The following is a 14452-nucleotide window of genomic DNA, read 5'->3' on the forward strand; positions in this document are numbered from 1 at the left end:
TCATTCCGGGATGGTCCGAAGGACCAGACCCGGAATCTCGAGATTCCGGGTTCGCGCTATCGCGCGCCCCGGAATGACGGTGAAAAAATCACGGCTTCGCTGGATGAATAAATGTCCACGGGCTGACTTCGGAGTCGGTCGGCACTTCCACCGAAATCACGTAAGGCCCGCCATCGGCCAGCGCCTTTTCCAGCGCCGGACGAAAGTGATCGGGCGAGGTAACGCGCGCGGCACCAACGCCGAAGGATTCCGCGAGTTTTACGAAATCCGGATTGACCAGATCGGACGCCACCACGCGGCCGTCGAAGCGCTCGCGCTGGTCGCGCCGCACATTGCCGTAGGCGTTGTTGTTGAAGACCAGCGTCACCACGCCGATCTTGAACTGCACGGCGGTCGACAATTCCTGTACGCCGAACATGAAGCCGCCGTCGCCGGTGATCGCAACCACCGGCCGGTCAGGATGCGCGACCTTGGCGCCGAGCGCAGTCGGGAATCCCGAGCCGAGCGTGCCCTGATAGCCTGAGGTAATGAACGTGCGCGGTTCATAGACAGGAAAACCGTACCAGGAAGCAAAGCCGACCTGCGATAGTTCATCGGTGACGATGGCATTCGGCGGCAGCACCTCGCGCAGGATGTTCAGATAGGCCATCTGCGGCTGAACCTTCTGGATCTCCTGATGCGCCGCGGCCGTGGCTTCGCGGATCGCGGAACGCCTGCCGCTGGTCCTGCTGTAACCGGCCTTTTTCACCGCCGCGACCAGATCGGCCGTGCCGGCCTTGGCGTCGGCGACCACGGCGGCGTCCGGCGTTAGCCGCCGCATTTCCGACGGATCGATGTCGATACGAACCGACTTCAGGCCCGCCGGCTGGAACGGCCATCGAAAACCCGAGGCCGGCAATTCTATGCGTGTCCCGATACCGATCATCAAATCCGTCTGCGGCCACAATTTGTAGGCCGCCGCCATCGTCAGCCCGAGTTCGTGGGCGTTGGAGACGATGCCGCGGCCGCTGCGAAACGCCACCACGGGCGCATCGATCATTTCAGCGAGTTCGAGGATTTCCTCGCGCGCGTGGATCGCGCCGCTGCCGACAAAGATCATCGGCCGCTTGCTGCCGGATACCAGAGCAGCTGCCGCTTTGATGCGGTCAGGATCGGGCTGCGGGGCCGGGAAGGGATCGAACGGCGTGGAGGTTGCGATCTGCGCGCGCTGCGTGAACACGTCCCACGGCATTTCCAGCGAAACCGGGCCGCGGCGTCCCGACAACAATTCCTGGAACGCGCGCGAGACTTTTGTCGGCGCTTCGTCAGGATACTCGATTCTATCAGCCCATTTCACGAAGGTTCGCAATGTCGCGAGCTGGTCCGGCATCTCGTGCAGATGACCGCGGCCCTTGCCGAGGAACGCCGTCGGCACCTGACCGGTCAGGCACAGCACCGGCTCGTTACACCCGAGCGCCGTCAGCAGCGCGGCACTTGCGTTGAGCACGCCGGGGCCGGGCACCACGCTGAACACGCCGGGCTTGCCGCTCGCGCGCGCATAGCCAAAGGCCATGTAGCCGCAGGCCTGCTCGTGCCGTGCGCCGATCACTTTCAATTGCGCCTGATGGAAGGCGTCGAATAGGCCGTAGATCTGCGCGCCGGGCAGGCCGAACACGGTATCGACGCCGTGCGCGACGAGTCCGTTGACGATCGCTTCGCCGCCGGAAGTTGAAGTCATGTCACCATTCCATCATTCAGGGATTGATCAGGCTTCGTCGGCCACGCCATTACGCAGCATCCCGACACCCTCGGCTTCGACCTCGATGACGTCGCCGGGCTTGAGGTAGCGCGGCGGATCGAACCGGGCGCCGGCCCCGGTCGGCGTTCCCGTCACGATGACGTCGCCGGGCACCAGCGTGGTGAAGGTCGAGATGTAGTTGAGGAGATAGCGGAAGCCGAAGATCAGCCGCGAGGTGCGGTCGTCCTGCCGCGTCTCGCCGTTGACCTTTGTCGTCAGGCGAACGTCCGCGATCTGCGCTTCACTGGTGTAGGGGACCAGCCAAGGGCCAAGGCTGCCGGTCGAGTCAAAATTCTTGCCCTGGGTGACGTTGAACTTCGCGTGCCGCACCCAGTCGCGGATGGTGCCTTCATTGCAAAGCGTGACTGCCGCGATGTGGTCCAGCGCAGCACCTTCCTGGATGTGGCGGCCGGCCTTGCCGATCACGAGCACCAGTTCGCCCTCATAATCGAGCTGCGCCGACGCGCGCGGCCGGATTAGCGGTGCGTTGTGCCCGACAAAGGAGCGCGGCGTGCGCATGAACATGCTGGGAAATTTCGGTGCGTCCTGGCCGTCCTTGTACTCGGCGTTGCGGTCCGGATAGTTGACGCCGATGCAGATGATCTTTTCCGGCGTCGGGATCGGCGGCTGCCATGTGATGGCGTCGAGCGCATGATCCGGCGAGCGCTTGGCGGCGTCCTCGGCAAGTCTTGTCAATGCGCCGGCAGCGATGGCTTCGCGCAGCGTCGGGTAATCTTGTCCGAAGCGCGCCGAGAGGTCGATGATGCCGGTATCGGTGACGGCACCGTATTTGGTGACGCCGCCGATCGAATAGGTCGCGAGGCGAGGCTGAGTCATCTGGGCATCCTAATCCGCGATCGTGACGTCGGCGACAAACGCCGGTTCGCGCACCGCCTGTCCTGTGAACGGCGAGCCCTGCTCGAACCAGGAGCGCGGCGCCGGTGCGCCCCACAGCGTTTGCCGGCGCGGGTCTTTTAGCGACCAGCGCAGCGGCTCGTGGTCGTGGTCGCCGGTGAAATAATCGCTGGTGTAGAGTTCGAGGCGGTGGCCGTCGGGGTCTCTGATATAGAGGAAGAACGCGTTCGAGATGCCGTGGCGGCCGGGGCCGCGCTCGATATTTTTAAGGAACCCGCTGGAAGCCATCACGTCGCAGAGATGCAGCACGTTCATCGCCGTCGGCACCCAATAAGCAAAATGGTGCAGGCGAGGGCCCTTGCCGTTGGTGATGGCGAAATCGTGCACATTGCCCTTGCGGTGCATCCAGGCCGCCGCGATGCGTCCGTTCGGTCCGTCCTCCTCGCCATATTCGGTCAGCCGGAAACCCAGCCGCGCGTAGAAATCGACGGTGCCCTGCACCTCGGCGGCGAACACGTTGAAATGATCGAGCCGCTGCGGATGGCAGCCCTTGTAGAGGTCGTAGCGCCGCAACAGATGCGGGCGCTTTTCCATCGAGGCATAGAGTTCGATCTGAAAGCCGAAGGGATCGGTGAAATGCAGCGTGCGGCCCTGGAACGGCTGTTCGGCGAAGCCGTAAGTGATGCCGTTCTCGGAAAAGAAAGCCGCGGCCTTGTCGAGATCGCCATCATTGCCGACCTTGAAGCCGAGCCGGTTGCAGGCGGCGGTGGGCGCCTTGCGCAGCACCAGCGAGTGATGTTGATGCTCCTCGGCGCCGCGTAAGTAGACCGCCCTGTCGTCACGGTCCTCGACATGGAGCCCGACGGTCTTTTCGTAGAAGTCGCTGCTGGCGTTCAAATCCGTCACGTCGAGCACGGCGTGGCTGGAGCGGATGATGTTGAACGGCGGATCGAAGACGTGTGTTGGTACCGGCATGGCGTTTTCCCAGTTGGCTTCGTCATTCCGGGATGGTGCGTTAGCACCAGACCCGGAATCTCGAGATTCCGGGTTCGCTTCGCGCCCCGGAATGACGGTGAATCCTAAACTCCCAATCTCTGAATCTTGTGCGTTCCGCGCGCCAGCGAGACGTGTTTGGTTTCCATGTAGACGTCGAACGAGTAATCGCCGCCGTCGCGGCCGATGCCGGACGATTTCATGCCGCCGAACGGCGTCGGCAGATGGCGGACGTTTTCGGAATTGAGCCAGATCATGCCGGCTTCCAGTTCGTCGGCGACGCGCAGCGCGCGGCCCATGTCGCCGGTCCAGACGTAGCCGGTCAGGCCGTACTGCACGCCGTTGGCGATCTCGATCGCGTCCTTCTCGTCCTTGAAGGGGATCACGGTCAGGAACGGGCCGAACACCTCTTCCTGCGCGACCCGCATTTTCGAGTGTGCGCCGGTGACCAGTGTCGGCTGCACGTAATGCCCGCCGCCGGGACCATCGTGCGGCTTGCCGCCGACCGCAATGGTCGCACCGTCCTCCTGCGCGACATCAAAGTAGCTGCAGACTTTCGCAAGATGCCGCTCGTGGATCAGGGGACCGATTTCGGTGACGGGGTCGAGGGGATGGCCGACCTTCAGCGCCTTCACCCGCGCCGTCAGCTTCTCGATGAATTTTTCCGCGATGCCCTGCTGGACCAAGAGCCGGCTTGACGAGGTGCAGCGCTCGCCATTGAGCGAGTAGATCATGAATACGACGGCATCAAGTGCGCGGTCCAGATCGGCGTCGTCGAACACGATCACGGGATTCTTGCCGCCGAGTTCGAAATGCACACGCTTCAAGGTCGGCGCGCCCTGCGCCATGATCGCCGAACCCGTCGAACTCTCGCCGACAAAGCCGATCGCCTTGATCGCGGGATGCTCGGTCAGTGCTTTGCCGGCCTCTTCGCCGATGCCGTGCACGGTGTTGAGCACGCCATCGGGCACACCCGCTTGCTTGACCAATTTGGCCAGCAGATCGGCCGTCACCGGTGACCATTCGGCGGGCTTGTGCACGACCGTGCAGCCGGCGGCGAGCGCAGGCGCGATCTTCCAGGTCGACAGCATGAACGGCGTGTTCCACGGCGTGATCACGCCGACCGGACCGATCGGTACCCTCGTCGAGATGTTCCAGTGCTCTTCGCTCGGGGTGTTGAGGCCGTCCCGGGCTTCGGCGCATTTATCAGCAAAGAAGCGGAAATTCTCCGCGGCGCGGATCGCCGCCTTGGCCATGAAGCGATGGGCCTGTCCGGTGTCGATGCATTCGAGCACCGCGATATCGTCGGCGCGATCCTCGATGGCGTCGGCCACGCGATGCAGCAGCTTCTTGCGCATTGTCGCCGGCATGTCGCGCCAGGATTTGAAAGCGACGGACGCTGCAGTGGCGGCGCGGTCGATATCCTCGGCATTACCGCGCGCGACCGATGCCAGCACCGCGCCATCGATAGGAGATTTTGTCTCGAACGTCCGCCCAGAGATCGATGGCACGACCTTGCCGTCGATCATGTGCCCGATGCCCTCGGCCTTCAGTTTGGCGAGCAGGGGCGCGGCGCGGTCGCGATTGGCCTGAAACACGTCCTTCGGGGTGACCTTATCCATTGACCGCCTCCGCCTTCAAAGCTTCGTGGATGTTGTTGCGCTTCCAGCTGGTGTCCTTGTCGTTGACCTGCATATCGAACGACAACGCGAATTTGGTCTCAGTGAATACCGGATCAAGATGGGCCGACAGCGCCTTGAAAATGTGCTCGCCGGCCTTCTGGCGTGTCGCGAGATCGCGGCCTTCGCCGAGCCGTAGTATCATGTCGAGGAAGCCGTAATTCGGCTTGCCGTCTGCCATCGCGTAATGCTCGCATCTGATCGCGCGGACGCGGATGCCGCCGAGCGGGAAGATGCCGGTTTCAACGGCGGCCTTGCGCATCAGTTCCACGACGAGGCCCATATCGACGCGCGCGTCCAGATTGGCGGAGTATTCGATCGTGAAATGCGGCATGTCGGTCCTCCAGCAGTTCCCGCGCAAGCATCAAGCGAAGTAGCAGCTTACTGAGCCGTAGGGGCCATAGTCGGCCTGGATCGTGTCGCCTTTGCGGGTTTCGATCGGGCGAATGAATGATCCCGCCAGCACCACCTGACCGGCCTCCAGCGCCAATCCATTGGGCGCGATTTTGTTGGCAAGCCACGCCACGGAAGTTGCGGGATGGTTGAGCACGGCGGCGGCAAGCCCGGTCTCTTCCAATTGGCCGTTGCGAAAGCACAGCGCGCCGATCCAGCGCAGGTCGGCGTCCATCGGGCGGATCGGCCGGCCGCCGAGCACGATGCCGGCATTGGCGGCGTTGTCGGCCACGGTGTCGAAGATCTTGCGCGTCGCTTTGGTTTGCGGGTCGACGCGCTCGACGCGCGTGTCCAAAATCTCCAGCGCCGGCACCACGAAGTCGGTGGCGTTGAGCACGTCGAACATCGTGCAGTCGGGACCTGAAAGCCGCGTCTTCATCACGAACGCCAGTTCGGCCTCGACGCGGGTGGCGATGAAGCGGTCCGTCGGCACGAGGCCGCCATCGGCAAAGAACATGTCGTCGAGCAGGACGCCGGAATCAGGCTCATCGATATTGAGCGCGCTCTGCATCGCCTTCGAAGTCAGGCCTATCTTGTGGCCCTTGACGATGCGGCCTTGCGCGATCTTTATCTCGACCCACGCCTTCTGAATCGCGTAGGCATCCGCGATTGAAATGCCGGGGTGCTCGAGCGAAAGCTGCCGGATTTGCGTGCGGGTCTTTTCCGCATGATCCAGCCGCTCGGCGCAGCTGCGGATTTGGTCGTTGGAAAGGGGCATATGCTCTCAGCAAAAAGTTGGTGCCGGGAGATGATTAACATGTTAAGTGAAATCGATCAAACCGAATTTATGCTTGCTGCACCGCAAAACTTTATTCCCTTTGATCAGCATTACTGATGGCGGACGATCGACGGATGGCGCGGAAGAAATCACAGACTGAACCCGGAGCGGAAGCAGCCGAGACGGCGCGCCCCGCGCCGATGCGCGATTTCTCGCGCTCGTTGCCGATGTCGCTGCTGCGCGCCCGCGAAGCCGTGATGCGGCAGTTCCGCCCCTCCCTGCGCAATCACGGCCTGACCGAACAGCAGTGGCGGATCCTGCGCGCGCTGACGACGGTGGACGCCATTGAAGTTACTGAACTCGCGCGCGTCGCGTTTCTGCTCGGACCAAGCCTGTCGCGCATCCTGCGTGACCTCGAAGCGCGCCATTTGATCGAGCGCCGCACCGCGAAGGCCGATTTGCGGCGCGCCGTGGTGTCGATAACAGCCAAGGGATTGAAATTGATCGAGGCGGTGGCGCCGACCTCGGAAGCGATCTACGCCGAAATCACCAGCCGCTATGGCGCGCGCAAGCTTGCCGAATTGCAGGACATGCTGGGCGTGCTGGAACGCAGCCTCTCGGCGATGGAAGTGGCAGGCGAGGGAAGCGGCGAGGGCGAGGAGTGAGCACAAATTTGCATGATGCTACCGGCGCTACGCATAGCGGCCGGCAAATGATTGCAATCATCGCCGGATAGCGGCCGAGGCCATAGACACGCGTGCGATTTTTCGCTCAAAGTGCGGCCAAGCCGGTCGCGAAAACCGGCGCGGGAGCTGGCGGTTTCGTCGCGGGATGATGCGGCTGGACCGGAGGCGAAGAGCAGGCTGAACTCCAGACATGGTCACTATCCAAGTCAGCAATTTGATCGATTTCGTTGCCGAGATTTTTTCGCGCTCGAAATCGTCGCCGGAAGAAGCAAGGCGGATTGCGACCTATCTGACGACAGCCAATCTCACCGGTCATGACAGCCATGGCGTGATCCGGGTGCCGCTGTATGTCAACTGGCGGAAAATGGGCACGGTGGTTCCCGACCAGACCGTAGACGTCGTGGTCGATACACCCTCGCTCGCTGTCATCGACGGCAAGTTCGGATACGGACAGACCGTGACGCCGCAGGCGGTGCGGATCGGTATCGAGAAATGCAAGAAGGCGGGGCTTGCCGCAATCGCGCTGCGCAACGCCGGCCATATCGGCCGCGTCGGCGACTGGGCGGAGATGGCCGCCGCCGAAGGCCTGGTATCCGTGCATTTCGTCAACGCCGCCGGTTCGCTGCTGGTGGCGCCCTATGGCGGCGTCGAGAAGCGGCTGTCGACCGCGCCCTATTGCGTCGGCATTCCGCGAAAGGGGCAGGATCCGATCGTGCTCGATTTTGCGACCTCGGTCGTCGCCGAAGGCAAGGTGCTGGTCGCAAGCCGCGGCGGCAAGAAATTGCCAGTCGGCGCCCTGGTCGATGCCGACGGCACGCTGAGCGAGGATCCGGCCGTGCTCTATGGGCCGCACAGCGCGGAGGGGCCGCGCGATCACACCAAGGGCACCGGCGCGATCCGCGCTTTCGGCGAGCACAAAGGCTCGGGGCTCGCGTTCATCTGCGAACTGCTCGGCGGCGCATTGACCGGCACTGGTGCCACTTCGGCGCACCGGCAATTCGCCAACGGTATGCTCGCGATCTATATCGATCCGAAGGTGATCGACACCAGCAATTTCTTCGACGGCGAAATCTCGCGCTACGTCGACTTCATCCGGGCGACCAAGCCGGTCTCAGGTGTTGACGCTGTGCTGATCCCCGGCGATCCCGAGAAGAAAATGCGTGCCGACCGCACCAGAAATGGTGTGCCGCTGCCGGACGATACCTGGGCAGCGATCGTCAACACCGCCCGCGAGGTCGGTGTCAGCGAAGGCAGTATCCAGCGGGCCGTGAGCTAGGCGGCCAACCGAAATCCAACACTTGAAATCTCAAACCGGTTGCAACGACCACAAAAGGAAACGCGATCAATGACTACCAACAACGTCAAGAAAGTCTGGGCTTCGGGCAAGGCCGTCGTCAACGCCTGGCTGGCTATCCCGTCAGGGTTTTCGGCCGAAGTCATCGCGCAGTGCGGCTTCGACAGCGTCACCGTGGATATGCAACACGGCGTGCAGGATTATATGTCGATGGTGCAGTGTTTCCAGGCGATGAACGGTCATCCCGTGACGCCGATGGTTCGCGTTCCCTGGAACGAGCCCGGCGTCATCGGCAAGGTGCTCGACGGTGGCGCCTATGGCGTGATCTGCCCGATGATCAACACGCCGGAAGAAGCCAGGAACCTGGTTCAGTACGCGAAATATCCGCCGAAGGGCACGCGCTCCAACGGCCCGATCCGCTCCGGCATGTACGGCTCGGCCGGCACCTATCAGCAGACCGCCAATGACGAGATCGTGCTGCTGCCGATGATGGAAACCAAGACCGCGGTCGAGAACATGGAAGCCATCCTCGATGTCGAGGGCATCAACGGCGTCTATATCGGCCCCTCCGATCTCGGCTTCTCCTACGGCCTGGTGCCGAAGCTCGACCGCGACGAGCCGGAAATCCTCAAGATCTATGAGAAGATCGTCAAGGAATGTGGCAAGCGCGGCCTTCACCCCGGCATCCACTGCTCGGGCGCCGAGGGCGCGGTGCGTGCGATCAACATGGGCTTCAAGCTGGTGACGCTGTCGAACGAGAGCGGCCTGATGATGACCTATGCCAAGATGCAGGTGAACCAGACCCGCAAGGATTCCGCCGGCAAGGCGTAAGTTCTGGGATCCCGGACGCGGTGCAGCGCTGCTTTAGCGGTGCACCGCAGAGCCGGGACCGTTTTGTGTGGTAAGACGTTGGCCCCGGATGGCTGTTCAGCAATCCGGGGCATGGTCGTTTTTAGATAGCCAGGAGACCTGTCATGGCCCCAGCCCCCGTCATCCGCCTGCACCCCGATGATGGCGTGCTGATCGCACGCTCGAGCCTGCCTGCGGGCATGGTCGTGGCTGACGGCGTCACCACGGTCGAGCGGATTCCCGCCGGTCACAAGGTCGCGATCAAGCCGATCGCGACCGGCGAGCCGGTGCGGCGCTACGGCCAGATCATCGGCTTTGCGACGATTCCCATTGCGCCCGGCCAGCACGTCCACACCCAGAATTGCGGCATGGGCGATTTCGCCAAGGATTACGCGTTCGGCGTCGATGTTAAGCCGACGCCGAATTTCGATTTGCCTGCGACCTTCGAGGGCATTCGCCGTTCCGATGGGCGCGTCGCGACCCGCAACTATATCGGCATTCTCACCTCGGTGAATTGCAGCGCGCATGTCGCCGGCATGGTCGCCGACATCTTCAAGAAGAACCCGTTCAGCGGCGACAATCCGCTGGCGGATTTTCCCAATGTCGACGGCGTGGTCGCGCTGACCCACAAGACCGGCTGCGGTATGACGCAGGACGAGCCGCTGGCGCTGCTGCGGCGGACGCTCGGCGGTTATGCGCGGCATGCGAATTTCTCGGCCGTTGTCGTGCTGGGCCTCGGCTGCGAGGTCAATCAGATCGGCGGCTTGATGCAGGAACAAAAACTCGCGGGCCGCCTGCGCGCGATGGACATCCAGGAAGTCGGCGGCACGCGTAAGACAGTGGAGGCCGGCGTCGCCTTCGTGCGCGAGGCGCTGACGGACGCCAACAAGGTAAAGCGCGAGCCGGTGCCGGCGAGCGAATTGACGGTGGCGCTGCAATGCGGCGGCTCCGACGGTTACTCCGGCGTCTCGGCCAATCCGGCGCTGGGTGCGGCGAGCGATCTGCTGGTGCGCCATGGCGGCACCGTGATCCTGTCGGAGACGCCCGAAACCTACGGCGCCGAACATCTCCTGACCCGCCGCGCGGTTAGCCGCGAGGTCGGCGAAAAGCTCGTCGGCCTGATGCGCTGGTGGGACGAATACACGGCGCGGGAAGGCGCCGAGATGAACGCCAATCCGAGCCCCGGCAACAAGGCCGGCGGCCTCACCACGATTCTTGAGAAGTCGCTGGGCGCGATGGCCAAGGCCGGCACCACCAATCTGGTCGACGTGCTCAACTATGCCGAGCCCGTCACCAAGAAGGGTTTTGTCTTTATGGACACGCCCGGCTACGACCCCGTTGCGGCGACCGGACAAGTCGCGGGCGGCGCCAATCTGGTTTGCTTCACCACCGGCCGCGGCAGCGTGTTCGGCTGCAAGCCCGCGCCCTCGATCAAGCTGGCGACCAACACGCCGATGTACACCCGTATGGAAGATGACATGGACGTCAATTGCGGCACCATTCTCGACGGCCAGGAGACCGTGCAGCAATGCGGCCAGCGCATCTTCGAACTGATGCTGAAGACCGCATCGGGCCAGCCGACCAAGAGCGAGAGCTTTGACTTCGGCGGCGCGGAGTTTGCGCCATGGGTGCTTGGGGCGACGATGTGAGAGAGGGTAAGGCAGGGACCTTCTGACGTCATTGCGAGCGAAGCGAAGCAATCCATAGCGCCGCATGCGGAACCATGGATTGCGTCGTCGCTTTGCTCCTCGCAATGACGGTGGCGGCGCTTTCGCCCGCCGAGTAGGCAACGCCTGCCCGTTGTTAGTGCTTGATCCATACCGGAACCAGTGTTCTGCTTAAAAAAGCTGCTGGAGTAGCCCGTCCGTGTCGATCTTCGTCGCACTACATCACGTCACCCACTACAAATACGACCGACCGATCGACATCGGGCCTCAAACCGTACGCCTGCGGCCGGCGCCGCATACGCGCACGCCGGTCCTGAGTTATTCGCTCAAGGTCACGCCTTCAAATCACTTCGTGAACTGGCAGCAGGATCCGCAAGGCAACTGGCTGGCGCGATTCGTCTTCCCGGAGAAGGCGAGCGAGCTAAAGATCGAGGTCGATTTCTCGGCGCAGATGACCGTGGTCAATCCGTTCGATTTCTTTGTCGAACCCTACGCCACCGCTTTTCCGTTTCAGTACACCGACGATCTCAAGACCGAGCTGGCGCCGTATCTGGCGACATCAGAGCATGGTCCGCTGTTCGATGCTTATCTGAAGGACATCCCGCGCCAGGCCGACAGCACGGTCAACTTCCTGGTCGACCTCAACGCACGGCTGCAGAAGAAAATCGGTTACGTCATTCGCATGGAGCCGGGCATCCAGACGCCGGAGGAGACGCTAGCTTCCGGCTCCGGCTCGTGCCGCGACTCCGCCTGGCTCTTGATCCAGATTTTCCGGCATCTTGGGCTCGCGGCGCGCTTCGTCTCCGGTTATCTCATTCAGTTGCGGCCTGACATCGATCCGGTCGAAGGTCCGCGCGAGGTCGAAAGCGATTTCACCGATCTGCACGCCTGGGCCGAGGTCTATCTGCCCGGCGCGGGCTGGATCGGCTTCGACGTCACCTCGGGCATGCTGACCGGCGAGGGGCACATTCCCGTCGCTGCCACGCCGCACTATCGTTCGGCAGCGCCGATCTCGGGCAGCGCCGGCTTTGCCAATGTCGAGTTCGGCTTCGAGATGAGCGTCAAGCGCATCCGCGAGACGCCGCGGATCACGCGGCCGTTCTCCGACGAATCCTGGTCGCGTCTCGACAGGCTCGGCGAGGCGGTCGATGCCGATCTGAGGAAAGACGACGTGCGGCTGACGATGGGCGGCGAGCCGACGTTCGTTTCGGTCGACGATCTGGAATCGCCGGAATGGAATATCGCCGCGGTCGGCCCGACCAAGCGCACGCTCGCCGACGATTTGATCCGCAAATTGCGCGCGCGTTTTGCACCCGGCGGCCTGCTGCATTACGGGCAGGGCAAATGGTATCCCGGCGAGAGCCTGCCGCGCTGGGCGTTCGGGCTCTATTGGCGCAAGGACGGCGTACCGATCTGGAAGAACGCCGACCTGATCGCGAACATCGAGAACCCGCGCAAGGCCGACATCGCCGACGCCGAGCATTTTGCCGAAGGCACCGCGAAGAAGCTCGGGCTGGGTCCTGAATATGTGCTGCCCGCATTCGAGGATCCCGCGCACTGGATTCAAAAGGAAGCGGCGCTGCCGGGCAATGTCGATCCGACCGACTCCAAACTGGCCGATCCGGAAGAGCGCTTGCGGATGGCGCGGGTGTTCGATTCAGGGCTGAACAAACCCAAAGGTTTTGTCCTGCCGATCCAGCGCTGGAATGCCGCGGCAAAGCCGCATCCCGGGCGCTGGCGCAGCGAACGCTGGAAAGTGAAGCGCGGCCATCTGTTCCTGTTTCCGGGCGATTCCCCGCTCGGGCTGCGGCTGCCGATCGCTTCGCTGGAGCACATTCCGCCGGAGGAATATCCCTACATCGTCGAGCAGGATCCGATGGAGCCGCGCGACGAACTGGTCGTTTCCGACGCGGACACCAAGACGGAAGACACCAAGGCCAAGGAGAAGGAGAAGCCAAAACTCGAGCCCGTGCGCACGGCGATGTCGATCGAAATCCGCGACGGCATCCTGTGCGCCTTCATGCCGCCGGTCGAGAAACTGGAAGATTATCTGGAACTGATCACGGCGGTCGAAGCCACGGCCGAAGAGCTGCAGCTGCAGGTCCATGTCGAGGGCTATTCGCCGCCTTATGATCCGCGCGTCGAAGTCATCAAGGTGACGCCCGACCCCGGCGTCATCGAGATCAACATCCAGCCGGCGCAGAGCTGGCGCGAGGCGGTCGACATCACCTTCGGGCTTTACGAGGACGCCGCAAAGACCCGCCTCGGCGCCAACCGTTTTTTGGTCGACGGCCGCCACACCGGCACCGGCGGCGGCAATCACGTCGTGGTCGGCGGCAGCACGCCGCAGGACTCGCCGTTCCTGCGCCGGCCCGATTTGTTGAAGAGTCTGGTCCTGTACTGGCAGCGTCATCCCTCGCTGTCGTATCTGTTCTCGGGCATGTTCATCGGCCCGACCAGCCAGGCGCCGCGCATCGACGAGGCGCGGCATGACGGGCTCTATGAACTCGAGATTGCGCTGGCCCACGTGCCGCCGCCCGGCATCGAGGCGCCGCTGTGGCTGGTCGACCGGCTGTTCCGCCACATCCTCGTCGACATCACCGGCAATACCCATCGCGCCGAAATCTGCATCGACAAACTCTATTCGCCTGATAGCCCGACCGGCCGTCTGGGGCTGGTCGAGTTTCGCGCGCTGGAAATGCCGCCCGATCCGCGGATGTCGCTGGCGCAGCAACTCTTGATCCGGGCGCTGATCGCCAAAATGTGGCGCGAGCCGCAACAGGGCCAATTTGTGCGCTGGGGCACCACGCTGCACGATCGCTTCATGCTGCCGCATTTCCTCTGGGAAGATTTTCTGGGCGTGCTCGAAGAACTCAAGCAATTCGGCTACGAATTCTCGCCGGAATGGTATTCGGCGCAGCTCGAGTTTCGTTTTCCGGTGTTCGGCCGGGTCAATCACGGTGGCGTTTCGCTGGAGGTGCGGCAGGCGCTGGAACCCTGGCATGTGCTGGGTGAAGAAGGCTCGGCCGGAGGCACCGTGCGCTACGTCGATTCGTCGGTGGAGCGGTTGCAGATCAAGGCGTCGGGCTTCGTCGAAGGCCGCCACGTCGTCACCTGCAACGGCCGGCGGGTGCCGATGACGGCGACCGGCCGTGCCGGCGAGGCCGTTGCCGGCGTCCGCTTCAAGGCCTGGCAGCCGGCGTCGGGGCTGCATCCGACCATTCCGGTCCACGCGCCCCTGACATTTGATTTAATTGATACCTGGAACGGCCGCTCGCTCGGCGGCTGCGTCTACCATGTCGCCCACCCCGGTGGCCGCAGCTATGACACCAAGCCGGTCAATTCCTATGAAGCCGAGGCGCGGCGGCTGGCCCGGTTTCAGGACCACGGCCACACCCCGGGCAGGATCGAACCGCCGCCCGAGGAACGCACAATTGAATTTCCCTTGACGCTCGACTTGAGGACGCCGCTCCTGCACTAA

The 14452-nt window shown here is 63.1% G+C and carries 11 protein-coding genes; 5 read left to right on the plus strand and 6 right to left on the minus strand.

Going from position 1 to position 14452, the window contains the following annotated elements; translation table 11 throughout:
- Positions 1-88 precede the first annotated feature (88 nt).
- From ACSQ84_RS01050 to hpaH, 6 genes are all read right to left on the minus strand, one after another.
- Positions 89-1717, minus strand: coding sequence for a thiamine pyrophosphate-dependent enzyme (locus tag ACSQ84_RS01050; RefSeq protein ID WP_436209793.1), 1629 nt, complete (start codon positions 1715-1717; stop codon positions 89-91).
- 27 nt (positions 1718-1744) lie between these two features.
- Positions 1745-2614 (minus strand): fumarylacetoacetate hydrolase family protein, encoded by an 870-nt coding sequence (locus ACSQ84_RS01055; protein ID WP_436209794.1) that lies wholly within the window; start codon positions 2612-2614, stop codon positions 1745-1747.
- A 9-nt stretch (positions 2615-2623) separates the two neighbouring features.
- The gene (gene hpaD / locus ACSQ84_RS01060) at positions 2624-3607 is read right to left on the minus strand and encodes a 3,4-dihydroxyphenylacetate 2,3-dioxygenase (RefSeq protein ID WP_436209795.1); all 984 of its coding nucleotides are present in this window, start codon (positions 3605-3607) and stop codon (positions 2624-2626) included.
- A gap of 104 nt (positions 3608-3711) precedes the next feature.
- Positions 3712-5247 (minus strand): 5-carboxymethyl-2-hydroxymuconate semialdehyde dehydrogenase, encoded by a 1536-nt coding sequence (gene hpaE / locus ACSQ84_RS01065; protein ID WP_436209796.1) that lies wholly within the window; start codon positions 5245-5247, stop codon positions 3712-3714.
- Positions 5240-5638, minus strand: a complete 399-nt coding sequence (locus ACSQ84_RS01070; RefSeq protein WP_436209797.1) for a 5-carboxymethyl-2-hydroxymuconate Delta-isomerase — start codon at positions 5636-5638, stop codon at positions 5240-5242. The genes hpaE and ACSQ84_RS01070 overlap by 8 nt, the downstream gene beginning before the upstream one ends.
- Positions 5639-5668: 30 nt before the next feature.
- Complete coding sequence (hpaH, locus tag ACSQ84_RS01075) at positions 5669-6475, minus strand: 2-oxo-hept-4-ene-1,7-dioate hydratase (RefSeq protein WP_436209798.1); 807 nt, start codon at positions 6473-6475, stop codon at positions 5669-5671.
- 134 nt (positions 6476-6609) lie between these two features.
- Between hpaH and hpaR the strand changes: the two genes are divergently transcribed.
- From hpaR to ACSQ84_RS01100, 5 genes are all read left to right on the plus strand, one after another.
- Entirely contained in the window at positions 6610-7140 is a 531-nt protein-coding gene (gene hpaR / locus ACSQ84_RS01080) for a homoprotocatechuate degradation operon regulator HpaR (protein ID WP_436211138.1), read from the plus strand.
- 211 nt (positions 7141-7351) lie between these two features.
- Positions 7352-8437: a malate/lactate/ureidoglycolate dehydrogenase gene (locus ACSQ84_RS01085; RefSeq protein ID WP_436209799.1), complete on the plus strand. Its 1086-nt coding sequence runs from the start codon at positions 7352-7354 to the stop codon at positions 8435-8437.
- A gap of 69 nt (positions 8438-8506) precedes the next feature.
- A complete protein-coding gene (locus ACSQ84_RS01090) occupies positions 8507-9286 on the plus strand; it encodes an HpcH/HpaI aldolase family protein (RefSeq protein ID WP_436209800.1) in 780 nt (259 codons plus the stop codon).
- A 143-nt stretch (positions 9287-9429) separates the two neighbouring features.
- On the plus strand, positions 9430-10953 hold the full coding sequence (locus ACSQ84_RS01095) for a UxaA family hydrolase (protein ID WP_436209801.1): 1524 nt from the start codon (positions 9430-9432) through the stop codon (positions 10951-10953).
- A gap of 217 nt (positions 10954-11170) precedes the next feature.
- Entirely contained in the window at positions 11171-14452 is a 3282-nt protein-coding gene (locus tag ACSQ84_RS01100; RefSeq protein WP_436209802.1) for a DUF2126 domain-containing protein, read from the plus strand.

Origin of the sequence: Bradyrhizobium sp. LjRoot220 (genome assembly GCF_964252915.1) — a bacterium.
Taxonomy (GTDB): domain Bacteria; phylum Pseudomonadota; class Alphaproteobacteria; order Rhizobiales; family Xanthobacteraceae; genus Bradyrhizobium.